We start from the raw sequence: 24,811 nt of genomic DNA on the forward strand, positions 1-24,811 counted from the left end.
GCATGCCCGCGCCGCTCCGTCGGCGCGGGCAAGCCGGAACTTGCGGGGCAGACCCACGAGAACGAAGTCAGCACGACCAGCGACGATTCCGATACGGTGGCGAAGCTCTCGCGGTCGGAAAACCGATAAGCAGTTCGCGCGATCGATAGCGCGGCGGCGCTCAGCGCATCAGGCCGGCGGCACGCAGGGCATCCTCGATGACTTTGCCGACCCCCGCCGCCAACGGGCGTTGCCGCGCAGGACCGCGCTGCTCGGAGCGCACCTCGCCCGGATGCCGCGCGGGTGCCGGGGCGCTTGCCGGCGCCGCGGCAGCGCGCGTGCGACGCGGCTGGGTCAGCCCCCAGAAGCCAGCGATGTGCCGGGTGGAGGAGATCGCAGCCTCCAGCATGTGCGGGCCGCTCGCGCCATAGCCATCGTCGCCCCCGGCTGCCAGCGGCGTGCCGTGTCCCATTCCGGTGATGCGATATTCCTCGATCACCGCGCGTCCGCCCGCATCCCGCCACAGCCGGTGCGGATAGCCGTCGATCTCGTCGCTCTCGTCCGGACCGGCATCCACGCCATGGATCGCCTGCCATTGCTGGAGAACCGCGTCGCCATTGGCCGGGACGACGACATGGTCGGCCCCGCCATGCCACACCGACACGATCGGCCAGGGCCCACGGTGCGGCGACGCATTGCGGACCGCGGCGGCAAGCGCATCGCGCCCCGGCCCGCCCTGCCCGCGCATCCGCTCCAGCGCCTCGGGCACGTTGCGCGCGACACCGTACGGCAGGCCGGCGATGATCGCCCCGCCCGCAAACAGCTCGGGATAGACCGCCAGCAGCACCGATGTCATCGCGCCCCCGGCCGAGAGCCCGTTCACGAAAATGCGCGCGGGGTCGATGCCGTGGCCGCGCACCATCGCATCGATCATCTGGCGGATCGACAGCGGCTCGCCGGCATCGCGGCGGGTGTCGCCGGGCTCGAACCAGTTGAAGCACCGGTTCATGTTGTTGGCGCGCCGCTGCTCGGGAAAGAGCAGGACGAAACCATGGTCGTCGGCAAGCTGCGACCAGCCCGAGCCATGGTCATATCCCGCCGCGTTCTGGGTACAGCCATGCAGCACCACCACGAGCGGCGGATTGGCCACCACTGTCTCCGGCACGTAGAAATAGGCATCCAGCGCACCCGGATTCGATCCGAAATCGTGCAGCGGCGTCAGCCTGGCCGGCGACGCCTCGGACGCGGGATGCACACGGCCCTCGCGGAGCGCGCTCAGTCGTGCGAGCGTATCGGATAGCGGGCCCATGTCATACTCCTTCGGCCTGGGAGAAACCAAAGGCGGCCGCTCCGCCTCAAACGGTCCAGCCCATAGTTGGTTGCTGCAGTGCAGCATTTCAAGCTATAAGGTGCACGGCGTCTTAACCTGCAAGGGAGTCCGGCAACGCGATATGCGTGACCGTCATGCCGCGGCGGTCGGGGCAGCGGCGGGCCAGTCGCCGCCCTCGAGCGGCGCCAATGCCTCGAATGCGCCGCGCGCGATCGAAAGCGTGAGCCGGTCGCACCCAAAGGCGATCGCATCGCGCGGGACCGCGCGCAGGTCCTCGCGCACGCCGGCGACACCGCCGGTCGCCACGACGACATAGCTCACCCTGCCCGAGCCGCACTCGACCAGCGCCTCGACGGCCTTCCCGACTGCGCTGCCGTCCTCACCGACGACCGCCATCCCGGCGACGCCGGTGGCGGTGAACAGCGCCGGCACCGACGCGCGCCGGCTCCGCGCCTTGGCCGCCCGGCCACCGTCCTCATAGGTCGCCTGCCGCCCGAGCCAGCGCCAGATGCCGACCAGATTGACCAAAGTCAGGAAGGCGTTGGTCGCCAGCAAATTGGTCTGTCCCGACGACACGCCGACCACTATCCAGCATAGCGATCCGACCGTGAACACGACGAAGCCCCACCCGGTCACGCGCGCGCCCAGGTTCGCGGCGGTCATCATGGCGGCGATCATGGTCGCGGCCGGCGCGACCCATCCGGCGATTTCGTTCAGTTTCCGCTCCTCTCGAACGTCGTGGCCTACCCCTGCGAGCCGATGGCCGCCGCGTCCCAACGCGCAATCCTCCCGATCGGCGACCGGCCGTCGTAAAATTTCCTCGAAAGGGCAGCGACGCTGGCGGCACCAGTTGGGCAGCCTGGCCAGCGCCCCCTGACATTCGGCTACGGCCTGCAATGCGGCCCCCCGGCGCTGCGCATTTGGTTTTGCGCTTGGAATCAGTATCCGGGGCCCGGACAGTCCTTCCGTCGAGGACGCCATAACCGCATATTGCGGGCGCCGGCGCTATGGGTCGGGCAGGATTGCGCTTGGGGGACGAGGATTGGGCGACAAGAGGCAGGACGAACGCAGCGGACGCTCGCATGCGCGCGCGACGATCGCCGACGTTGCGAAGCTGGCCGGCGTTTCTTCGATGACGGTATCGAACGTGCTCAACCAACGCCCCAAGGCGGGTGCCAATGCGCGCGCGGCGGTGCTCGCGGCGGTCGAGCAGCTTGGCTATGTCCCCAATCGCGAAGCCAAGAGGCTGGCGGGTGCGCAGACGTTGCGCGTCGGCATCTTCTATACCGATGCCGCCACCGCCTTTGTCGGCACCGTGCTGGTGGGCGCACTCAACGCCTCGGTCGAGATGGGTGCCGAAATCGTCGTCGAGCGCGCCGATCCGGCAGACCCCGCCGCGCTGCGCGCGTCGCTGCAACGCCTTCAGCGGACCGGCGTCAACGGAATCCTCCTGCCCCCGCCGATCGCCGAACTCGTCGCCCGATCGGGCTGGTTGCGGGAGATCGATCTGCCCGCCGTCGCGGTCGGCCCCGGCGCCGCGCTCCCCGGCCTGCCCGCGGCGCGCTGCGACGAGCGCCAGGCGGCGTACGACATCACCCGCCTGTTGATCGCGCGCGGCCACCGCCGCATCGGCATCGTCGGCGGTCCGGAGGGGCACAGCGCCGCCGCGATGCGGCTCGAAGGCTATCGAGGCGCCATGGCCGACGCAGCGCTGCCGATCGATCCCGACAGAATCGAGCCCGGCGACTTCACGTTCCAGGGCGGCGCAGACGCTGCGGCGCGATTGCTCGGGCGATCCCCGCGCGTCGACGCGATCTTCGCCACCAACGATGCCTCGGCCTGCGGCGTGCTGGCGACCGCGCATCGGCTTGGCATCGCAGTGCCCGATGCGCTGTCGGTCGTCGGCTATGACGATACCCCCGTGGCGCGGCAGGTCTGGCCGGCGCTGACCACGGTGCGCCAGGACACGACGACGATGGGCAGGATCGCGATGACGCTGCTGGCCGATCTGATCGCCGCGCGCCGCGCCGGGCGCGAGCCGCCGGGCGACCAGCTGGTCCCCTATGCCGTGATCGAGCGGGGGTCGATCCGGTCGGAATGACCGAAGCCGCTTGACATCGAAGTCCGAGACAGCGTTGAAGTCCGAACCGGAGTTGTAGCGCTAAACCAATCGGAACCGAGATGAGTCTTCCCGCCCTTCTACGCATCGCAGCGCGGCCCGCCGCATGAGCGCGCATCCGGTCCCCGCCGATGCATGGCCCGCCCGCCGCACGGCCTGGACGGCGGCGATCATCCTGATGCTGGCCAACACGCTCGCCTTTGTCGACCGGCAGGCGCTCGCCTTGCTGGTCGAGCCGATCAAGCGCGATTTCGGCGTATCGGACACGAGCATGAGCCTGCTCTACGGGCTGAGCTTCACGCTGTTCTACGTGCTGCTGGGGATTCCGATCGCCCGGCTGGCGGACCGCGCGAACCGGCGCAACATCGTCGCGGCCTCGGTGCTCGCATGGAGTGCCGCCACGGCGCTGTGCGGCGCCGCGCGCAGCTTTCCGCTGCTGTTCGCCGCGCGGATCGGGGTGGGCGCGGGCGAGGCCGGGCTCGGCCCCGCAGCCTATTCGATCCTCTCGGATTATTTCGCACCCAAGCGGCTGGCCGCGGCGATCGGCGTCTATCAGATGGGCACCTATCTCGGCGGCGCGCTCGCCCTGGTGCTCGGCGGGCTGATGGCCGCTGCCATTCCGACCGATTCGGTCGTCACCGTGCCGCTGGTCGGCGCGGTGAAGGGCTGGCAGTTGGTGTTTCTCGCTCTGGGGATTCCCGGGCTGCTCCTCGGATTGCTGATGCTCACGATCCGCGAGCCGGTGCGCCGCGGGCTCGGCCAGCACGGCGCGCAGGTGGTGCCGCTCAGCCAGTTCTTCGCGCACGTCCTGGCCCGCCGCCGCGCCTATCTGGGTATCGGCATCGGCTTCGCGCTGATGATCCTGGTCGGCAACGGCACCGGCGCGTGGATCCCGGCCTTCTTCCAGCGCCGCTTCGAGTGGTCGACTGCGGAGATCGGCGTGCGATACGGCACCGTCGTGTTCCTGTTCGGCACGACGGGCGCGTTCGTCGGCGGGCATTTCGCGAGCTGGCTGTCGGCGCGGGGGCATCCGCGCGGCAATCTCGGTGCCGCGCTGCTGGGCTTTTCGGCGCTCATTCCGCTGACGATCGCCTTCCCGCTGGTGCCCAATCCCTGGGTCGCGCTCGCGCTGATCGCCGGGATGAATTTCTTCGCCGGGTTCAATTTCGGTGGCGGCCTCGCGGCGCTCCAGGAAATGACGCCCAACCGGATGCGCGCGCTGGTCGCCTCGGCTTATATGCTGCTGATCAACCTGATCGGCGGAACGCTCGGTCCGATGGCGGTGGCACTCCTTACCGATCGCTGGTTCGCCGATCCGCAACGGCTGCCCGAGGCGATTTCGATCACCTGCGCGATCGCGTCGCCGCTGGCGCTGCTATGCCTGATGATCGGAATGGCCGGGCACCGCGCGACGATGGCGACCGCGCCCGACACCGCGGCATGAGCGCGCCTGCCACCACGATGCCCGATCCGCTCGCGCTCGACGCCGCGGGCCGCGCCTGGGTCGATCGGACGCTCGCCGGCCTTTCGACCGAGGCTGCGATCGCGCAATTGTTCGTCCTGTCGAGCCGCGAGGACACGCTCGAGGAAGGCGCCGCGCTCGCCGCGCTGCGACCGGGCGGAATCCACCGCTTTCCCGCGCGCGACCTGGGCGAGGCAGTGGCCGCAACGCGCCGCATGATCGAGAGCGCCGACATCCCCGTCCTGCTCAGCGGCGACATCGAGGGCGGCACCGCGAGCTATCCCTTCACCACGGCGCTGCCCAACCAGATGGGCATCGCCGCCTGCGACGATCTCGCGCTTTCGGCGGCGGTCGCCGAAGTGATCGCGCGGGAGAGCCGCGCGCTGGGCTATGACTGGTCGTTCACGCCGGTGGTCGATCTCAACGTCGCGTTCCGCAATGCCGTGGTCGGGACGCGGTCCTATGGCTCCGACGTCGATCGCGTGCTGGCACAGGCGCGCACCTATGTCCGCGTGGTGCAGGCGCACGGCCTCGCCGCCACTGCGAAACACTGGCCCGGCGACGGGATCGACGACCGCGACCAGCATCTGACCACCACGGTCAATCCGATGTCGCCCGGTGCCTGGGCGGACAGTTTCGGGCGGATCTTCCGCCAGTTGATCGCCGACGGCGTGATGACGATCATGTCGGCGCACATAGCCCTGCCCGCTTATGCGGCGCAGGCCGGCGTCGAAGGGCGCGAACGCTTCGCGCCCGCCACGGTCTCGCATCTGCTCAACCAGCGGCTGTTGCGCGAGGAGCTTGGCTTTCGCGGCCTGATCGTCTCCGATGCGACGGTGATGGGCGGGCTGACCAGCTGGCTCGATCGTCGCGAGACCGTCCCGGCGGTGATCGCCGGCGGCTGCGACATGTTCCTGTTCAGCCGGGACGCCGCCTCCGACATGGCGCTGATGCTGGACGGCCTGCGCGAGGGGCGGCTGTCGGAAGCGCGGCTGGAGGAAGCGGTCCGGCGCGTGCTGTCGTTCAAGGCGGCGCTCGGGTTGCACCGGCGGACGCCGGACGAGCGGATCGGGTCGCTGGACGACGTCGCGGCGGCGCTGCGGACCGAGCGGCATCGCGAGATCGCCCGGGTCGCCTGCGGCCAAAGCGTGACGCGCGTGAAGGACACGCAGCACCTCCTTCCGCTCGATCCGGACCGCCATCGCCGCGTCGTCGTGATCGCCGATGCCGGCTGGACCTTCTTCGCCGGTGCCGTGGAACGGAGCTTCGATCCGTTCTTCGATGCGATGCGCGCGCACGGGTTCGACCTGCGGCATTTCGATCCGGAGGCGCCGCCGACCGCCGCCGATACCGATCTGCTGATCTATCTCGTCGGTCAGGAAGCGACGCCGAGCATCGGCCATATCCATCTCGATTTCGCCAGGATGCACGGCGGGATGCGGCGCGCGATGATGCAGTTCAACCGCGAGATTCCGACGCTGCTGCTGTCGTTCGGCCAGCCCTATTACCTCCGCGACGCCGCCAATTTCGCCACCCTGGTCAACGCCTATTCGTCGCTCGACACGGTCCAGCGCGAAGCCGTTGCGCGCCTGGTGGATGCAGCGCCGTTCGAGGGGGTCAGCCCGGTCGATGCCTTTTGCGGCGAGGAACAGCTGCGCTGGTAACCGGCGACGTGGCTCTCGGGCCGCACATTTTCAAAAGCGACCGACCGGCAGACGTGGCGCTTGACAGACCCCGCCTGCATGTTGTTTTGCGCTAAACCATAAGACGTATGGAGTGGATTAGTGATGGCCAGCCTAGTGACGAACCGCAGCACCGTGAACGATCGAACGGCGCTGCGCGCGGCCCGGAATTCCGTCGCCATACGGGCGCTGATCGCAGCGACGCTGTCGATCGCCCCCTTCGGCATCGGCGCGGCGCTGGCACAGGACGCGCCGCTGGCGCAGGACGTTCCGGCCGATGAGGTCGTCGATACCGGCGACATCGTCGTGACTGCGAACCGCACCGTATCGCTTGCTTCGAAGACGCCGATCGCGCTCAACGCCGTGAGCGGCGCCGATCTGACCAGCGCGGGCGTGACCAACCCCACGACGCTGTCCGAAATCATCCCCACCGTGACGATCGACCGCACCGATGGGCTGCGCATCACGATCCGCGGCGTATCGAGCAACGACAATACCGAAAAGGGCGATCCTTCGGCGGCGTTCCTGCTCGACGGCATCTACATCGCCCGGCCACAGGCGCAGGAGGTCTCGTTCTTCGACCTCGACCGAGTCGAAGTGCTGCGTGGTCCGCAGGGCACGCTCTATGGCCGCAACACGACCGCAGGCGTGGTCAATGTCATTTCGGCGCTGCCCAAGCATCGTTTCGAGGCGTCGATCGAGGGGAGCTATGGCAATTTCGACACGCGCCAGCTGACCGGCATGATCAACGTGCCGATCGGCGATCACGTCGCGGTGCGCGCCGCGGTCAATTATGATCGTCGCGACAGCTATATCCGCCGCGGCGATTCCCCGTACGATCTCAGCCCGTTCAAGGACAATCTGTCGGGCCGCCTCAGCGTCCTCGCCGATCTCGGCGAGCGCACCACAGTGCTGGTCCGCGGCGATTACAGCGCGATCAAGGGCCGGCCGACCAACGCGGTGTCCGCGTACAATTTCTTCGCGCCCTTCGCCGGGCCGGTCGACGGCCAGCGCGGCACCGACCCCGCCTATCGTCCGGAAGTCTCGTCCGACGACCGCCGCGTGCTCGGCTTTGCCGAGGGCAGCCAGAGCAGCCGCGACAACAGCAGCTGGGGCGTGATGACCGAAGTCAATCACGAACTGGGCGACCGGCTGACGCTGACCTATCTCGGCTCGTATCGCGAGTTCGAGCGCGACGAGCAGGCACCGGGGCTGACCGGGTTCGTGCCCGGCATCAATCTCTCGCTCTCCAACCCGGGATCGCTCGACGCCTCCTATTGGCAGACTTCGCACGAACTGCGCCTCGCTTATTCGGGCGACCGGTTGCAGGTTCAGGTCGGCGGCTATTTCTTCAAGGAGCATTCGGTTTCCGAAGTGCTCATCACCGGACTGCTCAGCCCAACCCCCGGAACGCCGGGCTATGTCTTCGGCTTCCTCCAGGACCCGACCACCGCGCGCTCGATCGCGGGCTTCGGTCAGGCGACCTACAGCCTGACCGATCGGCTGCGCGTGACCGGCGGGCTGCGCTACACCAGCGACGACAAATCGCGGCTCGGCGCGACGATCATCCACAGCACGGTCGGCGAGCCGCTCGTCTTCCCGCCGGACTCGCTCAACGACGCCAGCCGCAGCTTCAACAAGCTGACGTGGAAGAGCGGCGTCGAGTTCGACCTGAACAACCGCACCCTGCTATATGCCAGCATCTCGACCGGTTATAAGGCGGGCGGGTTCAACGACGGCTGTCTTGCCGGCGACGCCAACTGCACCGCGCCGATCCCCGCCGACGCGCTATTCTATAAGCCGGAGACGCTGACCGCCTATGAGGTCGGCTTCAAGACGCGCATGCTCGACAACGCGCTGCGGCTGAACGGCAGCTACTTCCATTACGATTACAACGACCTGCAGCTGAGCCAGGCCAGCAACATCTGCGGCGGCCCGTGCCAGATCACGACCAACGCCGCGACGGCGAAGATCGATGGCGTCGAGTTGGAGGCGGTCGTCGTCCCCAGCCCGCGCAACCGCTTCGGCGCGACCGTGGCATGGCTCAATGCGCGCTTCACCGATTACGAGATGGTGCCCGGCGTCAATTTTGCCGGCGCCAAGCTCGACCGCTCGCCCGAATGGGTCGCCGCGGTGGATTACAGCTACAGCCTGCCGCTCGACAACGGCAGCGACCTCACCGCGCAGGTGCGCAGCCGCATCAGCGATTCCTACGAGTTCCTGTCGAGCACGCTGCGGGCACAGTTCCACCAGCCGTCCTACACCCGCACCGATCTCAACCTGACCTACAACGCGCCCGACCGCCGCTGGTATCTCCAGGGGTTCGTCAAGAATCTGGAAGACACCATCGTGCTGTCCAGCGCGACGACCGTCGCGGCGTTTCCCGGTCTCGCGGGCGGCACCGTGACGTTCCAGGACCCGCGGACCTATGGCATGCGCGCCGGGTTCAAATTCTGATCGGGCACCCGTCGCCGTTCGGCGATTTGGTTAGGGGATACGCCATGACACGACGCAGGATGACACTCGCGGCGGCCGGACTGGCCGCCGTGATGGCCCCGATCGCCGCGGCGCAGGAGCGGGGCGATCCGGTCGTCGCGGTCGCAGGCGGCAGCCTGGCCGGCTCGCGCGCGGAGCAGGTGGAGGCGTTTCTCGGCATCCCCTATGCCGCGCCTCCCACGGGTCGCAATCGGTGGCGCAACCCACAGCGCGTCGCGCGCTGGACCGGCACGCGCGACGCGCGCCGTTTCGCCGCCGATTGCGCGCAACAGCTCTTCCCCGGCGATGCGGCGCCGCTCGGCACGCAGCCTTCGGAGGACTGTCTCTACCTCAATGTGTGGCGCCCGGCGGGCGCTGCGCCGCGCAAGAAGCTGCCGGTGATGGTCTGGCTCCACGGCGGCGGCTTCGTCAATGGCGGCAGCTCGGCGCCGGTCTATTCGGGCACAGCCTTTGCGCGCGACGGCGTGATCCTGGTCAGCCTCAATTATCGCCTCGGCCGCTTCGGCTTCTTCGCGCATCCGGCGCTCAAGGCGGAAGGCGGCGGGGGCAATTTCGCCTTTCGAGACCAGATCGCGGCGCTGCAATGGGTGAAGGCCAATATCGCCGCGTTCGGCGGCGACCCGGCCAATGTCACGCTGTTCGGCGAAAGCGCCGGCGGCATATCGGTCCATGTCCTGATGACCTCGCCGCTCGCGCGCGGGCTGTTCGCCAAGGCGATCGTGCAGTCGGGCGCAGGGCGCGGGCTGACCGATCCGACGCACATTCCGACCTTCGCCCAGGCACTCGACGCGGGGCGGGCGTTCAGCGCGCCGCTCGGGCGCACCGTGCGCGCGGCGCAGTTGCGCGCCCTGCCCGCCGATCGCGTGATCAAGGGGCTCAACATGGCGGCGATGGACGTCGCGGACTATGCCGGGCCGATGATCGACGGCCGCACCGTGGTCGAGGCACCGATCGACGCCTATCGCGCGGGCCGCGGCGCCGCCGTGCCGCTGCTCCTCGGCACCAATTCGATGGACGGCCTGCCGTTCGGGCCCGACAAGGACCGCCTGTTCGCGGCCTTCGGCGCGCAGGCGGCGACTGCGCGGCGCCTGTACGATCCACGGGGCGACCGCCCGTCCCCGGCGGTGGCGACCGACCTCTTCGCCGATCGCTACATGAACGAGCCGACCCGCGCCGTCGCGCGCATCCTCGCGCCGCGCCAGCCGGTCTGGCTGTATCGGTTCGACTATGTCGCCACCGCGATGCGCCACCAATGGGAGGGCGCGCCGCATGCGAGCGAGATACCCTATGTCTTCGACACGGTGCGGGTACGCTATGACCGGGCGACCGCGCCCGAAGATCTGGCAGTCGCCGCGCAGCTGCACCGCAGCTGGGTCGCGTTCGCCCGCGCCGGGCCCACGGCACTGGCGCAGCTCGGGTGGGATCGCCTGACGCCGGGATCGTCCGCGCTGAACCTCATTACGGCCCAGGGCCGGACCGTCGCCCCCGACCCGCTGAAAACCCGCCTGGATTTCATCGAGACGACGCGGAAATAGCCGGCGGTCGCGGTCCCTGTCGCCGCCAGAAGCGGAACAGCCCGCGCCGCCGCGCCGGCGTGTACGCAACCCGCCCGGGCACGCTAAGCAGGATTTCGGTGCCGCCCTCGGGCAACCGGCGCACGCCAAGCGTCCCGCGCAGCTTGCGCGCCCGTTCGCGCATCCCCGCCAGCCCGAAATGCCCCGCCGCGCCGCTCCGCGCGATCTCGGGGTCGATCCCCACCCCATTGTCGCGCAACCGAAGCGAGAAGTCGTCGCGATATCCGATCTCGATCGCCACCTGGGTGGCGCAGGCGTGGCGCCAGATGTTGAAGATCGCCTCCCCCGCGAGATACCGGACCTCGTCGAGAACCGGCGGCGCGATCGGGCGCGGGGTCCCCTCCGCGGTGATGGAGATGCAGACCGACGCGTCAAACCCTTGCCGCTGCACCAGATCGGCGAGGATGGCCGCAATGTCGGGCGCCTCCTGGAGCGAGCGCAGCGCCAGGACGCGGTCGCGCCCCTCGGCAATGGTCTGGTCCGCGCGATCGATCGCCGCTTCCAGCGCAGGGCGGGCGCGCTCGGCGATCGGCAGTTCGTCCACCACCAACTGGAAGCGCAATGTCAGCGCCTGCACCGACTGGAGCAGCGTGTCGTGCAGATCGCGCGCAATGCGCTCGCGCTCCTCGACCCGCGCGGCCAGCCGCGCGCGGATACGGTTGGCGACGGTGCGCAACCGCATCGAATAAGCGAGCCAGAGGAGCCCCAGCACGACCAGCCCGCACAGCAGCTTGAACGGCCAGCCCTGGACAAAGGTCGGCGGGATCTCGAACGCCAGCGTCGCGCCCTTGCTGTTCCAGACCCCGTCGCCGTTGGTCGCCATCACCTCGAACCGGTATTTGCCTGGGCCAAGATTGGTATAGGACGCCAGCCGCCGCGTGCCCGCGGACACCCAATCCTCGTCCACGCCCTCCAGCCGATAGCGGAATTCGACGCGATGCGGCGCGGCATAGCTCAGCGCCGCATAGCCGATCTCGAGCGCGCGGGTCCCCGCCGAAAGCGTCACGGTGCCGGGATCGCGATAGACCGTGCCCCCGCTGGCCAGCGATCGGATCACCAGCGGCGGCGGCGCAGCGTCGCGGGCGCCTTTCCCCGGATCGATATAGCCAAGGCCCTGACGGTCGGGGAGCCAGATCCGCCCCTCCGCGCCCACCGTCACCTGCGGGCCGGTAAAGGTCTGGTCCAGCGCGGGGATCACGCCGTCGCGCAGATCATAATAGGTCCGGGGCAAATGCGCGCTCGGGTCTTCGAACGCGCGATCGAGGTCGGCGGTGGAGACCCTGGATACCCATAATGCCCTGCGCAGCCAGGTGTCGCCGCTCGGCGTCTGGACCAGCCCGCGGAGCCGCGCGACCCAGGGGAAGCGCCGCGCATCGATCCGGTCGACGCGATTTCCGCGCACGCGCAAAAGCCCGTTATTGCCGCTGATGAAGATATCGCGGAGCCCGTTGGAGAGCTTCATGATGTCGCCAAGGTCGAACGGCGCGAGCGCGATCGTCGACGCACCCTCGGGGCGCAGCGTGACGAGGGCGTCCGACGTCACATAGGCGGCATCCCCCGCCGTGGTGAGGACGAGGTCGGGCCAGCGGACATCGGGCAGCGGCTGGCGCAGCCGGTGCCAGCCGCCGGCATCGCGCCACATCGCGCCACCCTGGTACAGGCTCGCCCAGAGGCGCCCCGAGCGATCCTCGACGCACGAGCCGGTCAGCCCTCCGCCCGCGGGGAGCGGAAGCGAGCGCTGCTTGCCGGCGCGGACATGCAGGATCTCAAAGTCCCGCACGGCCCAGAACCCGCCCTCCCGCGCCGGACAAATGCCGCCTACGCCGTGGTCGAGAAGCCGGCGCGGCGCGCCCCGGCCCAGCTGGAACACCCCGGCGGTCGTCACGACGAAGACCTGATCGCCCGCTCCCGCAATGGCGTATCCCTGACCAGCGTCACCCGGAATACTGCGCTCCCGAAGCGCGCGCGCGGGGCGGAAGCGGTTCAGTCCCGCGTCGCTGGCAAACCAGATATTGCCTTCGCGGTCGACGAAGGGCGTGTACACCCCGTCCGAGGTGAGCCCGTCCGCCGCGACAAACTGCTCCAGCCGGTCGGCAACGGTGCGCCGGGGCTTGTCGGCGTCCGGGATGTAGAAGATCCCGGTCGAGTTGGTGCCGCCCCAAAGTCCCCCTGCCGCATCGAACGCCAGATATGCCGCGTCGAGATTAGGCACTGCGGGAAAGACGATCGGCCGCTCGATCAGCCGCCCGTCCGCCCCCACGACCATGCGCGTCCCGCCCTTGTCGGCGATCCACATGCGCCCCTTTGGATCGATCCGGCACGTGACCATGCCATAGGTGCGAATCGGGCTGGGTCGGAGTTGTGCGGCGCCGGGTGGCAAGCTGAAAAACGAACTCCGGTCGTCGGCCCGAAGCGACGTCCATACGCTACCGTCCGCAGTCTCGCACACTTCGCCGGCAAAGCCCTCGGGCGCGCGCAGCCGCGCGTCGAGCGATTCCCATTTTCCGCCGAACCAGCGGTGGAATCGCGTGTCCCGATATCCCTCCCCGATCGCCCAGATCGCGCCGTCGCGCGTTTGCGCGACCACGCTGAGCGACATGGCTCGTCCGGGCGGCCCCACCGGGCGCAGACCACCGCCCCGATACGCCGCAATGCCGCCGCCCTGGGCATAGCTGACCCATAGCTCCCCCGATCGCGTGACGAACAGCGAACGCGGCGATGCGCGCTCCATCGGGGAGCCGACCGGCGGATCGATCCGTTCGAAGGCGACGCCGTCGAAGCGAAACAATCCTTCGGCGGAACTGATCCACAACCAGCCATCGGGCGTCTGGGCGAGCGATCCGACGCCTGTCGCCGGAACGCCGTCGTCCGTCGTCCAGCGGGTGTGCGTGAACTGGCTCAGCCCAAGCCGCGCATATTGGGCCGCGGCAGGCGGGATCGCCAGCGGGATCAGCCAGGCAAGCATCGCCGCGCAGGTGCGTCTGCGGCACGGTGCGCTCGACGTGCGGACACTGGCGCGCATGCAAATCCCCCCGATCGCGCCTCGCCCATTGCTCCTTCCCGAGCCGGTCCGCTCAGACGTGTCGGGGCCGCCGAATCGCGCGATACGCGGCACAGTGTGGCGGCACGCGCCCGCTGCGGCAACCCGCTCGCCCCGCCCCGCGCGCAGCCCTGTCGCCGGCTACCCCTGTCCCCGCGATCACCGCGCGAGCCGGTCGAGCCCGCCATAGACCGGCGTGCCCCGGAACAGCGTGACGAGCACCTTGGTCGCATGGATCTGCCGCGCCGGGATCTTGAACAAATCCTGGTCGACCACGATCAGGTCGGCGCTCTTGCCCGGCGCGATCGAGCCGGTCTCCGTGTCGAGATGGTTCACATAGGCGACGTCGAGCGTGTAGGCGCGCAATGCCTGTTCCAGCGTCACGGCCTCGTCCGGCCCCAGCGGCGCCAAATTCTCGCCCGGCGCGATGCGCGTGAGCGCGACTTCGATGCCCTCGAACGGATTGGCCGAGGCGACCGACCAGTCGGCGCCATAGGCAAGCCGCCCGCCCGACCGCAGGATGCTCCCCGCGGGATAGATAGTGGTCGAGCGCACCGGCCCGATCCGCTCCATCGTCAGCCGCATATAGGCCTCGTCGCACGCCCATAACGGCTGGAACACCGCCGTCACGCCAAGCTGGCCGAAACGCGGCTGGTCGGCGGGGTCGATGACGTTCATGTGCGAAATCATCGGTCGGGTGTCGGTTCGCCCATCGTGGCTGCGCGTGCGTGCGACGGCGTCGAGCGCCTCGCGCACCGCGGCATCGCCAATCGCATGGAAATGCGGCTGGAACCCCCGCGCGTCGAGCGCGGTCACTGCCTCCGCCAGCATGTCGAGCGATATCTGCGCCGCGCCCTTCTCCGTCGTCCCTTCATAGGGTGCCAGCATCGCCGCAGTCTGCTGCGGGATCACGCCGTCGATGAAGAACTTCACGCCCTTCGCGGTCAGCCCGCGCGCGCGTGCGTCATCGGACAGCTTCAGGATATCGGCCATCTGCTCGATCCCGCGCGCGTTGTTCCAGCGCAGGTCCATCACGGTGTGCATGGTCAGCGCGCCGCGGTCCTGCACGGCCTTATAGGCCTGGATCGCGCGGCTCGTCCCGCCCTTGTCCCATTCGACCGCGGCATCGTGCCACGACGTGATCCCATAGCTGTTGAACAGCCGCACGCTATAGGTGATCGCGCCCTGGAGATCGGCGTCGCTGGGCGGCGGCACCAGTGCGTCGACCAGTGCCATCGCCGATTCCTCGAGCCCGCCGACCGGCTCGCCGGTGGCGGGATCGCGGTCGATCGTCCCGTTCTTGGGATCGGGCGTGTCCTTTGTGATCTTCGCGAGTTCGAGCGCCTTCGAATTGACCCACAAAGTATGCCCGTCGGATTCGAAGATCAGCGCGCGGTCGCTGGAAATTTCGTCGAGGATCTCCTTGCGCGGGATGCCCTTGGGCGGGAACAGGCTCTGGTTGAAGCCCGAGCCGAAGACGGTGCCCGTGCCCGGCGTCCGCGCGACGCACTCGGCGATGATCCGGCGATAATCGTCGAGCGTCTTGCCCGCGCTGAGCGAACAGCGGGCATGGCTCATCCCGCCAAAGATCGGATGGGCATGCGCATCGCCGAACGCGGGCAGCAACAGCCGCCCGTGAAGATCGACGACCCTGGTCTTCGCCCCCTTGCGCGCGGCGATCTCGGCGCGGGTGCCCACCGCGAGGATGCGGCCGTCGCGGATCGCCACCGCCTCGGCCCAGGGTGCCCCCGCCTCGACCGTGTAGATGCGCCCATTGGTCAGGATCAGGTCGGCCGCCGGGGCCTCCTGCGGCGGCGCGCTGTTCGCGCTGACCGCGAGCAGCAGCGCGGCGGTCGCGCCGCGAAGCGGCCGGGGGCGGAAGGCGAGGCGGGAGAACATGAGCGGCATCCTGTGCAAGCGAGATACGGGGGGCCGGCGCAAACGCCACCGGCCCCGAGGATAGGTCAGAAGCGGAACCGCGCCGAGCCGAGCAGCGTGCGATCCTTGCCCAGATAGCAATACCCCTCGCTCGCCCCGGTATCGTAGTTGCAGTTGGTATAGACGCGCGTGTTGAACAGGTTGCTGGCGTTGATCGACAGGTTCCAACCCTTGTAATCGAGCGAGACCATCGCATCGACCAGCGTCACCGGATCGATGAAATAGGTTTGCGACGTGTCGATCTTGTCGCCCTGATAACGGACGCCCAGCCCCGCCTTGCCGTTCAGGCCATTGCCCAGCTCGAACTGCTTCGCGCCCCAGATCGCCGCCTGATGCTCGGGCATGTTGGACACGCGGTCGCCGACGACCGTCGCCACCGGATTCTCCAGGAACTTGACGCGGGTATAGCTGTACGAAGCGGTCAGCTCGAAACTGCGCGGCAGCCGCCACGTCGCCTCGACTTCGACGCCCTTCGACCCCACCGTGCTGTTCTGCAGGAAGTTCTGGATGTTGGTCGGGTCGGAGATCAGGTAATTCTCCTCCTTCACGTCAAACCCGGCCACCGTGATCAACGCATTCGCGCTCGGCGCGAGCTTGATCCCCGCCTCATATTGCCGCCCCTTGCGCGGGACGAACGCCACCCCGGCAAAGCTGGTGCCGAACACCGGCAGGAACGATTCGGAATAGTTGACATAGGGCGAAACGCCCTTGGTCACGTCGACGATCAGCCCGCCGCGGAAGGTCCAGGCGGTGTTGTCGGGCTGGTCGACGCCGTCGACCTTCGACGTCACCTTGTCGTGCCGGAGCCCGAACACGAGCGAGACCCGGTCCCATCCGCGGATCTGGTCCTGCGCGTAGAAACCGAGCTGGGTGTTCTTCGTCACCTTGTTCGGCCCCCAGGGCGCGGTGGCGAAGGCCTGACCATAGACCGGGTTATAGATGTCGATCGACGGCGCGACGCCGAAGCCCTCGCTCTTGTCTTCCTTGAAGCTGGTATAGTCGGCGCCGAGCAGGACCTGGTGCTCGAACGGCCCGGTCGCGAACGCGACGTTCAGATTATTGTCGCTGTTGAAATTGTCATATTTTGCGCGGTTGAAATACCAATAGCGCGTCGGCTTGCGCCGCCCGCGGCCATCGGCATAGGCGACGCCTTCGTCCTCATAATAATAATAGCCATAGACCTCCTGATAGTCGATCTTCTGGTGGTAATAGCGGTTGCGGCTGTTGAACGTCACCGCGTCGCCGAACTGCTGGGTGAGCAGCGCAGTCCCCGAGTAAAAGTCGCTGCGGCTATGGTTATAGTCCGGCTCGCCGAGATAGAAGTCGAAGGGGATTTCGACATCGGCATTGGGCGCGTCGACGGTCTTCGACGTCGGCAGATAGGTTTGCGTGCCGAGCCGGTCCTTCTGGTACAGCCCGATCAGCGTGATCTCGGTGTCCGCACCGGGCTTGAAGGTGACGGCGGGCATGATCAGCATGCGGTCGTCGTCCTGCGACGGCTGCTGGAGATGCCCGTCGCGCGCCAGCCCGACGAGCCGCGCCGACACGCCCTCGGTCAGCGCGCCGGTCACGTCGAAACGGAATTCCTTGCGCGCATCGGTGCCCAGCGTCACCCCGGCTTCGGCGGCGAACGTCTCCTGCGGGCGCTTGCTGACAGCGTTCAGGATGCCGCCCGCACCGCCGCCGCCATACAGCGTGGACGACGGCCCGCGCAGCATCTCGGCCCGCTCGACCGTATAGATTTCAAGCCGCGCGCCATAGACGAAGCTCGGCATACGGTTGAGCCCGTCGAGATACTGGTTCACGTCGAAACCGCGCGCCGCAAGGAAATCGCCGCGCGCATCGACGCCGTTCAGCTCCGAGGCGACGCCGGCGCTGTAGCGCACCACGTCCTGGAAATTGATGGCGGCGCGGTCCTTGAACTCCTCCGCGGTGATCACGCTGATCGACTGCGGAATCTCGGTCAGCGGCGTGTCGGTCTTGGTGCCCGACAGCGCCCGCGCGCCGGTGACGACGATCGTCTCGTCCGAATTTGCCGCGCTGTCCTGCGCCATCGCCGCACCCGACCAGCCGATCGCCGCGCACGCCGAAAGCAGCGCCCAGCGCGCGCGCGTCCCGATTTTTCCTGAAGTCCTGCCCGAAATCGAGCCCGAAATTGCGTTTGTCATGGCCACCCACCCTTATTGCTGAATTGGTCCGATCTGGTCGCCTCCCGTGACCATGACCGGCAGTTCCTCCAGCGGCATTGAACAGCCAGCGTCGCGAAACCGTCACGCGATTTTCAGGGTAATTCCGGGCGCAAAATGGGTAAGCCCTGCGCAACGCCCCCAGGGTAGCCCTTTCAGAGCCCCGCCGCCGCGTCGATCAGCCCGCGCTCGTGCGACACGCGCACCGCGTCGCGCCGCTTGCTCACGCCGATTTTGCGGAACACCGCCTTCAGCCGATATTTGACGGTGTCCGGCGACATCCCGATCAGCCGGGCGATTTCCTTGTTCGAATAGCCCTGGGTCAAATGGCGCAGGATCGCGGCCTCGGCATCGTTGAGCGCGTCCGGCGCGGGTGCGGGCGCGCGGACCGTGCCGACTCCGCGCGCAAGGCTCTTGAGGAACTGCGCGCGGAACCGGTCGGGCGACGCCGCCAGCGCCTCGTCGAGCGACGCCTGGACAAAGCCGCGCGCGTTCAGGAACGGGCGGGCAATCCCCTGGAACATCGCCGTCCCCACCGCCTCGTCGAAACTCGCCTGTGCCTTCCCCGCCTCGCCGATCGCGCGATAGCCATGCGCCTTGAGGATGTTGAGGTCGATCAACAGCCGCCCCGCGCCATGCTGCCGCGCCCAGTGCGACATCGCGATCAGCTCGTCCAGCGCGCTGTGGTGCGCGCCCGACAGCAGCGAAATCCGGATGCGGCACAGCGCGGCGGCGATCGCCACCGGGCGATAGGGCGGCGACTCCTCGGCCATCGCATCGGCCATCGCATCCAGCCCGATCGCGCCCGCAAACGCCCGCGCCTCGCCGAGCAGTCCCTCGTCGCGCAGCAGCAGTTCGAGTTCGCACAGGTCCGACAGCAGTTCGAGCTGCCGCAGCCGGCGCCGCTGCGCCACGCCCCGCGCCCGCGCGAGCACCCCCCGCGCCGCTTCGATCGCGCCCTCATCCGCTGCGCTGTGCGCCGCAGTGAAATAGGCGACGGCATAGACATCGACCCACCCGTCCGACTGCTCCATATGCGGCAGCGCCCAGTCGAGCAGCGCGTTCGCCTCCGCCGCGCGATCCTGTTCGTAGAGCAATTGCGCCTCGAACGCCGCGCAATTCGCCGCCAGGTCCGATCGCGCGCCGAAATGCGCCTCGATCTCGGCACGCGTCACCGACAGCACGGCCACCGCGTCCTTCAGCCGCCCCTGCCCCTCGCGGATGCGCGCCTCGTGAAAGCGCGTGAACAGCTCGCTGTAGAGCGAACCCATCGCCTGGTAATGCGCCCGCGCCGTCAGCGTCGGCTCCATCGCGCGCTCCAGCCAGCCGCCCTCATAATATTTGGCGCCCAGCGATTCGCTGACATTGGCGACCACCAGATGATCGTCGGCGGGCAGCGAGCGCAGCAGCGCCTCGCGCGCGAGCAGATCCTCGAGCGTCATCGGCGCGTTTTCATATTCGGCCAAAATGTCGCCGACGACGCGGATCTCGGTCCACAGATCGGGCGAGGTATCCTCCCCCTCCGCCCGCGCGACGAGCCCGTCATAGCCGTGCCGGGCGGCGTCCATCCGCCCGCATTTGATGTCGAGATACAGTTTCGCCAGCACCAGCGCCGGGCTCGCCTCGATCTCCGCCGCGCTCAGCTTCGCCAGCCCGCGCTCGACCAGCCCCAATTGCCCCTGCGGGATCAGCCGCCACCCGCCCGCATCCTCGAGCACTCCGGCGAGCAGCGCGCCGTCCTCGGCCTCGATCGCGTGGCGGATCGCCTCCGCGGTATCGCCGCGCGAATCGAACCACAAGGCAAGCCGCTGATGCAGCGCGCGATACTGGCCGATGTCGCGCCGCGCGAGCCTGTCGCGCAGATATTCGGCGAGAAGCTGGTGATAGCGATAGGCGTCGCGCTCGGGCGAGAGCGGCGTCAGCAGCACGCCCTGCTGCTCCAGCCGTTCGAGCAGCAACCCGCCGTCGCGCCGGTCGCAGATCAGGTTCAGCGCCTCGCCGGTCACGCGGTCGAGCAGCGCGGTGCGCAACACCACTTCCTGCACATCCTCGGGCAGCGACATCAGCACCTGTTCGGACAGATAGCCCGCAAGGTCCGATCCCGATCCCGCCGCCCCGCCGACGAAATTGCGCCGATCGACTCCGCGCCGCAGCGATACGAGCGCAAGCTGGAGCGCGATCGGCCAGCCTTCGGTCCGCTCGATCAGGCTGCGGACATCGTCCGCGCCCAGCGGCACGCCATCGGTGCGGGCCAGCATCTCCTCAGCCTCGGGGCTGGAGAATTTGAGGTCTTCGGCGGAGAGCGCGAGCAACTGGCCCTCGGCGGCGAGCATCGTCTGCCCCAGCCGCGGATAATCGCGCGAGGCGATGATGAAGTGGCAGTTGCTCGGCGCCAGCCGGATCAGCGACTGGAGGAAATCGAGCGCTTCCGGGCTCTCGGCGCAGTGGAGATCGTCGAGGATCAGCACCGCCTTGCGCGGATCGCGCGCCAGCCGGTTGATGATCGCCGACAGCGCGGCGCGCGCGGGCATCGCGCCCGAAACCGGGTCATTCTCCTCCACCGCCTCGCCGCCGATCGCATAGGCGATATACTGGCCCAGCCGCTTGGCGTCGGCATCGTCGCGTTCGAGCGTCAGCCACGCGACGAGCAGGTCGGCATCGGCAAAGCGCCGGCGCCACTGGGCGAGCAGGCTGGTCTTGCCATATCCCGCGGGCGCATGGATGAGCGTGAGCCGCCGCTCGAGCGCGCCGTCCAGCCGTTCGAGCAGCGCGTCGCGCCGAATCTGGTCGCCCATCCACAGCGGCGGCGCGACCTTGGTCGAGATCAGTTCTTCGATCGCACCATCTCCACTCCTGCCGAGTCGCGCGGATACCGGCGCGAAGGCGCACGGTACAAGCGCATCGCCGAAACGCGAGCATCTTACCCGCCCCGGACGCCCGTTTACCCGTCCGCCGGACGCCGCACCCGTTTCCCGCGTTGCACGCCCGCGCTCCAGCCCCTTAGCTCGACGTCGTAGAGAGCGTGCCGGAGGATTGGGGTAGCGTGCGGATTGGAGTCGATGTCGGGGGGACGAATACCGACGCCGTGCTGATGAACGGAGCCACGGTGGTCGCCTGGACCAAACAGCCGACGAGCGCCGATGTCGGCACCGGCGTCGCCGCGGCGATCACGGCGGTATTGGGCGATGCGCGGGTCGCGCCGGGGGCGATTGCCTCGGTGATGATCGGCACCACCCATTTCACCAATGCGCTGGTCGAACGCAGCCGGCTGGACCGGGTCGGCATCCTGCGGCTCGCCAGCCCCTCGGGCGAGGCGCTGCCCCCGATGACCGGCTGGCCCGAAGCGCTCGCCGGCCAGATCGATGCGCGAACCTATCTCCTCCCCGGCGGGTTCGAATTCGACGGACGCGAAATCGCCCCGCTCGATCCCGCGGCGATCCGCGCCGCGGCGCGCGAACTGCGCGATGCCGGGATCGACTCGATCGCGATCAGCAGCGTGTTCGCGCCGGTGAACCCCGCGATGGAGGACCGCGCCGCCGCGCTGGTCGCCGAGGAACATCCCGATGCCCGCATCACCGTGTCGCACACGCTCGGTCGCATCGGCTTTATCGAGCGCGAGAATGCGACGATCCTCAACGCCGCGCTGGGCAGCCTGGCGACGCATGTCGTCGCGTCGTTCGAACGCGCGCTGGCGGAGATCGGGATCGACGCGCCACTCTATCTCTCGCAGAATGACGGGACGCTGATCTCCGCCGCGCGCGCCGCCGCCTATCCGGTGCTGACGATCGGGTCGGGGCCGACCAACAGCATGCGCGGCGCGGCGTTTCTCAGCGGGGTGCGCGACGCGATCGTGCTCGATGTCGGCGGCACCACCACCGATATCGGCGTCCTCGCCAATGGCTTTCCCCGCGAATCCTCGGTCGCGGTCGATATCGGCGGGGTGCGGATCAACTTCCGCATGCCCGATATCCTCGCGCTCGGGCTGGGCGGCGGGACGCGCATCCATCTCGACCCCGCGCTTTATGGCACGGACGCGATCGATGCGGACGATCTGCGCGTCGGCCCGGATTCGGTCGGCTTCCGGATCACCGAACAGGCATGGCTGTTCGGTGGCGCCACGCTGACCACCAGCGACGTCGCGGTCGCAGCGGGCCGCGCGGAATTCGGCGACCCCGCCCTGCTCCCGCCGCTGTCGGACGCGGTGCGCGACGCCGTCTGGGCGCGGATGCAGGCGATGCTCGAGGAAGCGGTCGACCGGATGAAGACCAGCCGCGGCGACGTGCTCCTGCTGGCAGTGGGCGGCGGCAATTTCCTGGTACCCGACACGCTGCGCGGTGCCGCGCGGGTGGTGCGTCCGCGCCACGCCGCCGTCGCCAATGCCGTCGGCGCCGCAATCGCGCAGGTCGGCGCGCAGGTCGAGCAGGTCGTCTCGTATGAGCGCGAGCCGCGCGCCACTGCGCTCGATCGCCTGCGCGCCGAGGCCGTGGCCCAGGCAATCGCGGCGGGCGGCATCCCCGACAGCGTCGAAATCGTGGAGATGGACGAAGTGTATCTGACCTATCTACCCGGCCGCGCCGCGCAGGTCCGCGTCCGCGCCGTCGCGGACCTTGCCGGCACGCCTGCCCTGGTCGCCCATGCGCATTGATCGCCAGGCTTTGCTCGATCTCGCCACCGGCGCCGCCTTTCTCGGCTCGGGCGGCGGCGGCGACCCCTATTATGCGCAGTTGCTCGGCGAGGCGGAGATTGCGCGGCGCGGGCCCTTCCACCTGATCGCGCTCGATGCGCTTGCCGACGATGCGCTGGTGGCGCCCTGTGGCTGGATCGGCGCGCCGACCGTCTCGGCGGAAAAGCTGCCCAATGGCCAGGAAGCGATCCTCGGCCTGCGCGCGCTGGAGAGGATCGCCGGGCGCCGGATCGACGCGGTGATGCCGATCGAGATCGGCGGCGGCAACGGCCTCGCGCCTTTGCTCGCCGCTGCCGAGCTGGGCATCCCCGTGGTCGATGCCGACGGCATGGGCCGCGCCTTTCCCGAATCGCAGATGACGGTGTTCAGCATCGACGGGCTGTCCGCCTGCCCCTCGGTCGTCACCTCCGCGAACGGCGCGCTGCGCGTGATCGAGACCGACGACAATCTCGATCACGAGCGCCAGGCGCGCGCGCTGTCGATCGAATTCGGCGGCAACGCGCATATGGTCGAATATCCGCTGAGCGGCGCCGCCGCGAAACGCCACGCGATCGGCGGCAGCGTGTCGGCGGCGATCGCGATCGGCGCCGCGGTGCGCCGCGCGCGCGCCGCGGGCGAGGACCCGTTCGCCGCGCTCCACGCCGCGCTGCGCGCCAGCGGGCTTTATCCCTTTGCCGGCACGCTGTTCGACGGCAAGGTCGTCGATGTCGAGCGCGAGACCCGCGGGGGCTTTTCGGTCGGCCGCGTCGTGATCGAGGGCTTTGGAGGCGACGGACAGATGGACCTCGAATTCCAGAACGAAAATCTGATCGCCCGCGTCGACGGCCAAGTCCGCGCGATGGTGCCCGACCTCATCACCGTGATGGACCGCGAGACCGCCGACAGCATCACTACCGAGCGGCTGAAATTCGGCCAGCGGGTCAAGGTGATCGGCGCCGCCGCCCCGGCAGTGCTGCGGGCGGAACGGGCGCTGCGCTTCGTCGGCCCCGCCGCGTTCGGCTTCGACGGGCCCTATCGTCCGATCGAAGCGCTTAACGGCTGGAATTGCGGATGAGCGGCACCGAAGACGCCACCTATGCCCATGCCCCGGTCCCCAACGGCGTCACCGTGCCCGGATGGCGCGTCGGGCTGATCGTCGCGAGCTTCTCGATCGGCCTGCCCGATTTCCTCAACGGCGCGCACAACGCGCTGGCACTGGGCTTTTGGGGCGCAGTGCTCGCGGCGCTGCTCGCCGGGCTGATCCTGTGCGCCGGGGGATCGATGACCGCGATCGTCAGCGTCCGCACGCGGTTGTCGACCTATCTCCTCGTCCGCCGCTCGTTCGGCACCGGCGGCGCGGCGCTGATCAACACCGTGATCGCGCTGATCCATTTCTGCTGGTTCGGGGTCAACGCCTCGTTCTTCGGCGAGGCGATGGTCGAGGCGGCGAACGCCAACGGGCTGCCCGGCAATTTCGCGGCGTTCGTGGTGCTTGGCAGCATCCTGATGACGGCATCGACGCTGATCGGCTTCCGCGCGCTCGACCGGCTGGCGCTGGTCGCAGTGCCGCTGCTCGCGGCGATCCTGCTGGCGGTGGTGGTGGTCACGTTGCGCAGCCATGGCTTCGTCACTGCGCCCGATCCCAACCCGCCCGAGCCGATGACGCTCGGCATCGCGGTCTCGGCGCTGATCGGCGCATACATGCTCGCGGTCGCGACGATGCCCGATCTGTCGCGCTACACCCGCACCGCGCGCGGCGCCGTCGCCAGCATGGCGCTGTCCTTTCCGATCGCGACGCCGCTGATGATGACCGCCGCCGCGATCCCCGCGCTGGCGACGCACGAGACCAGCGTGATGAAGCTGGTCACCGCCTATGGCTTCGGCACCCCGGTGCTGTTCCTGCTCGTGCTGCCAACCTGGACCGTCAACGCGCTCAACCTCTATTCGTCGAGCCTCTCGCTCGGCAGCACCTTTCCGCGCGTGCGCCCCTGGATATTCACGCTCGCAGGGGGCACGATCGGCGCGGCCTTCGCGCTGATGGGCATCCTTGAGGCGTTCATCCCGTTCGTGCTGTTCCTCGGGCTGATCATCCCGCCGATCGCCGCAATCTATGTGATCGACGCCTGGACCCGCTATCGCCGCGCCGATTCCGCGCAATCCTTGCTCGGCCTGCCCCGCTTTGACTGGCGCGCGATCGCCACCTGGCTGATCGCAGTCGTGGTCGCGGTGCTCGGCACCTATAAGGGCTGGACGATCACCACCGTCCCCGCGCTCGATGCGACGATCGTCGCGGGGCTGCTCTACGCAATGCTCAGGGCCAGGTGAACGCGTAGGGCGGCCCG

14 protein-coding genes are annotated in these 24,811 nt (G+C 68.7%); 8 read left to right on the plus strand and 6 right to left on the minus strand.

All coding sequences use genetic code 11. The annotated features are described in order from the left end of the window. Window positions 1-160: 160 nt before the first annotated feature. Together TS85_RS10325 and TS85_RS10330 are read right to left on the minus strand one after the other, a co-directional pair. Window positions 161-1,288 carry an extracellular catalytic domain type 1 short-chain-length polyhydroxyalkanoate depolymerase gene (locus tag TS85_RS10325; RefSeq protein ID WP_044332022.1) on the minus strand — a complete coding sequence of 376 codons (1,128 nt, stop codon included), beginning with the start codon at window positions 1,286-1,288 and terminating at the stop codon, window positions 161-163. Between the two features lie 153 nt (window positions 1,289-1,441). Further along, on the minus strand, window positions 1,442-1,987 hold the full coding sequence (locus TS85_RS10330) for a PRC-barrel domain-containing protein (protein WP_044336140.1): 546 nt from the start codon (window positions 1,985-1,987) through the stop codon (window positions 1,442-1,444). A 364-nt stretch (window positions 1,988-2,351) separates the two neighbouring features. On the opposite strand from TS85_RS10330, the gene TS85_RS10335 reads away from it, so the two are divergent. From TS85_RS10335 to TS85_RS10355, 5 genes are all read left to right on the plus strand, one after another. Further along, the gene (locus tag TS85_RS10335) at window positions 2,352-3,410 is read left to right on the plus strand and encodes a LacI family DNA-binding transcriptional regulator (RefSeq protein ID WP_044332025.1); all 1,059 of its coding nucleotides are present in this window, start codon (window positions 2,352-2,354) and stop codon (window positions 3,408-3,410) included. A gap of 124 nt (window positions 3,411-3,534) precedes the next feature. Beyond that, window positions 3,535-4,872: a spinster family MFS transporter gene (locus TS85_RS10340; RefSeq protein ID WP_044332028.1), complete on the plus strand. Its 1,338-nt coding sequence runs from the start codon at window positions 3,535-3,537 to the stop codon at window positions 4,870-4,872. Continuing rightward, window positions 4,869-6,554, plus strand: a complete 1,686-nt coding sequence (locus tag TS85_RS10345) for a glycoside hydrolase family 3 protein (protein ID WP_044336141.1) — start codon at window positions 4,869-4,871, stop codon at window positions 6,552-6,554. Before TS85_RS10340 ends, TS85_RS10345 begins: the two co-directional genes overlap by 4 nt. 123 nt (window positions 6,555-6,677) lie before the next feature. Next, window positions 6,678-9,029: a TonB-dependent receptor gene (locus tag TS85_RS10350; protein WP_052507841.1), complete on the plus strand. Its 2,352-nt coding sequence runs from the start codon at window positions 6,678-6,680 to the stop codon at window positions 9,027-9,029. A 44-nt stretch (window positions 9,030-9,073) separates the two neighbouring features. Further along, window positions 9,074-10,603 carry a carboxylesterase/lipase family protein gene (locus TS85_RS10355; protein WP_155006364.1) on the plus strand — a complete coding sequence of 510 codons (1,530 nt, stop codon included), beginning with the start codon at window positions 9,074-9,076 and terminating at the stop codon, window positions 10,601-10,603. Here TS85_RS10355 and TS85_RS10360 read toward each other — a convergent pair. The 4 genes from TS85_RS10360 to TS85_RS10375 form a co-directional block, all read right to left on the minus strand. Beyond that, on the minus strand, window positions 10,581-13,664 hold the full coding sequence (locus TS85_RS10360; protein WP_077228554.1) for a sensor histidine kinase: 3,084 nt from the start codon (window positions 13,662-13,664) through the stop codon (window positions 10,581-10,583). The genes TS85_RS10355 and TS85_RS10360 overlap by 23 nt on opposite strands. A gap of 177 nt (window positions 13,665-13,841) precedes the next feature. Continuing rightward, a complete protein-coding gene (locus TS85_RS10365) occupies window positions 13,842-15,581 on the minus strand; it encodes an amidohydrolase (protein WP_052508111.1) in 1,740 nt (579 codons plus the stop codon). A 65-nt stretch (window positions 15,582-15,646) separates the two neighbouring features. Beyond that, on the minus strand, window positions 15,647-17,788 hold the full coding sequence (locus TS85_RS10370; protein WP_044332032.1) for a TonB-dependent siderophore receptor: 2,142 nt from the start codon (window positions 17,786-17,788) through the stop codon (window positions 15,647-15,649). A 173-nt stretch (window positions 17,789-17,961) separates the two neighbouring features. Then, the gene (locus tag TS85_RS10375; RefSeq protein WP_044332034.1) at window positions 17,962-20,601 is read right to left on the minus strand and encodes a helix-turn-helix transcriptional regulator; all 2,640 of its coding nucleotides are present in this window, start codon (window positions 20,599-20,601) and stop codon (window positions 17,962-17,964) included. A 248-nt stretch (window positions 20,602-20,849) separates the two neighbouring features. Between TS85_RS10375 and TS85_RS10380 the strand changes: the two genes are divergently transcribed. The 3 genes from TS85_RS10380 to TS85_RS10390 are packed head-to-tail and all read left to right on the plus strand — an operon-like array spanning window position 20,850 to window position 24,794. Next, window positions 20,850-22,451 carry a hydantoinase/oxoprolinase N-terminal domain-containing protein gene (locus tag TS85_RS10380; RefSeq protein WP_044332035.1) on the plus strand — a complete coding sequence of 534 codons (1,602 nt, stop codon included), beginning with the start codon at window positions 20,850-20,852 and terminating at the stop codon, window positions 22,449-22,451. Next, the gene (locus TS85_RS10385; RefSeq protein WP_044332037.1) at window positions 22,441-23,544 is read left to right on the plus strand and encodes a DUF917 domain-containing protein; all 1,104 of its coding nucleotides are present in this window, start codon (window positions 22,441-22,443) and stop codon (window positions 23,542-23,544) included. The genes TS85_RS10380 and TS85_RS10385 overlap by 11 nt, the downstream gene beginning before the upstream one ends. After that, window positions 23,541-24,794 carry a cytosine permease gene (locus TS85_RS10390; protein WP_044332038.1) on the plus strand — a complete coding sequence of 418 codons (1,254 nt, stop codon included), beginning with the start codon at window positions 23,541-23,543 and terminating at the stop codon, window positions 24,792-24,794. The genes TS85_RS10385 and TS85_RS10390 overlap by 4 nt, the downstream gene beginning before the upstream one ends. Window positions 24,795-24,811: the final 17 nt, after the last annotated feature.

Origin of the sequence: Sphingomonas hengshuiensis (assembly GCF_000935025.1) — a bacterium.
GTDB lineage: Bacteria > Pseudomonadota > Alphaproteobacteria > Sphingomonadales > Sphingomonadaceae > Sphingomonas > Sphingomonas hengshuiensis.

Excerpts from the sequence above, each read along its gene's own strand:
- TS85_RS10325 (WP_044332022.1), bottom strand. The coding sequence starts at position 1,288 with ATGGGCCCGCTATCCGATACGCTCGCACGACTGAGCGCGCTCCGCGAG.
- TS85_RS10330 (WP_044336140.1), bottom strand. The coding sequence starts at position 1,987 with ATGATCGCCGCCATGATGACCGCCGCGAACCTGGGCGCGCGCGTGACC.
- TS85_RS10340 (WP_044332028.1), top strand. The coding sequence starts at position 3,535 with ATGAGCGCGCATCCGGTCCCCGCCGATGCATGGCCCGCCCGCCGCACG.
- TS85_RS10345 (WP_044336141.1), top strand. The coding sequence starts at position 4,869 with ATGAGCGCGCCTGCCACCACGATGCCCGATCCGCTCGCGCTCGACGCC.
- TS85_RS10350 (WP_052507841.1), top strand. The coding sequence starts at position 6,678 with ATGGCCAGCCTAGTGACGAACCGCAGCACCGTGAACGATCGAACGGCG.
- TS85_RS10355 (WP_155006364.1), top strand. The coding sequence starts at position 9,074 with ATGACACGACGCAGGATGACACTCGCGGCGGCCGGACTGGCCGCCGTG.
- TS85_RS10360 (WP_077228554.1), bottom strand. The coding sequence starts at position 13,664 with ATGCGCGCCAGTGTCCGCACGTCGAGCGCACCGTGCCGCAGACGCACC.
- TS85_RS10365 (WP_052508111.1), bottom strand. The coding sequence starts at position 15,581 with ATGTTCTCCCGCCTCGCCTTCCGCCCCCGGCCGCTTCGCGGCGCGACC.
- TS85_RS10370 (WP_044332032.1), bottom strand. The coding sequence starts at position 17,788 with ATGACAAACGCAATTTCGGGCTCGATTTCGGGCAGGACTTCAGGAAAA.
- TS85_RS10375 (WP_044332034.1), bottom strand. The coding sequence starts at position 20,601 with ATGGGCGACCAGATTCGGCGCGACGCGCTGCTCGAACGGCTGGACGGC.
- TS85_RS10385 (WP_044332037.1), top strand. The coding sequence starts at position 22,441 with ATGCGCATTGATCGCCAGGCTTTGCTCGATCTCGCCACCGGCGCCGCC.
- TS85_RS10390 (WP_044332038.1), top strand. The coding sequence starts at position 23,541 with ATGAGCGGCACCGAAGACGCCACCTATGCCCATGCCCCGGTCCCCAAC.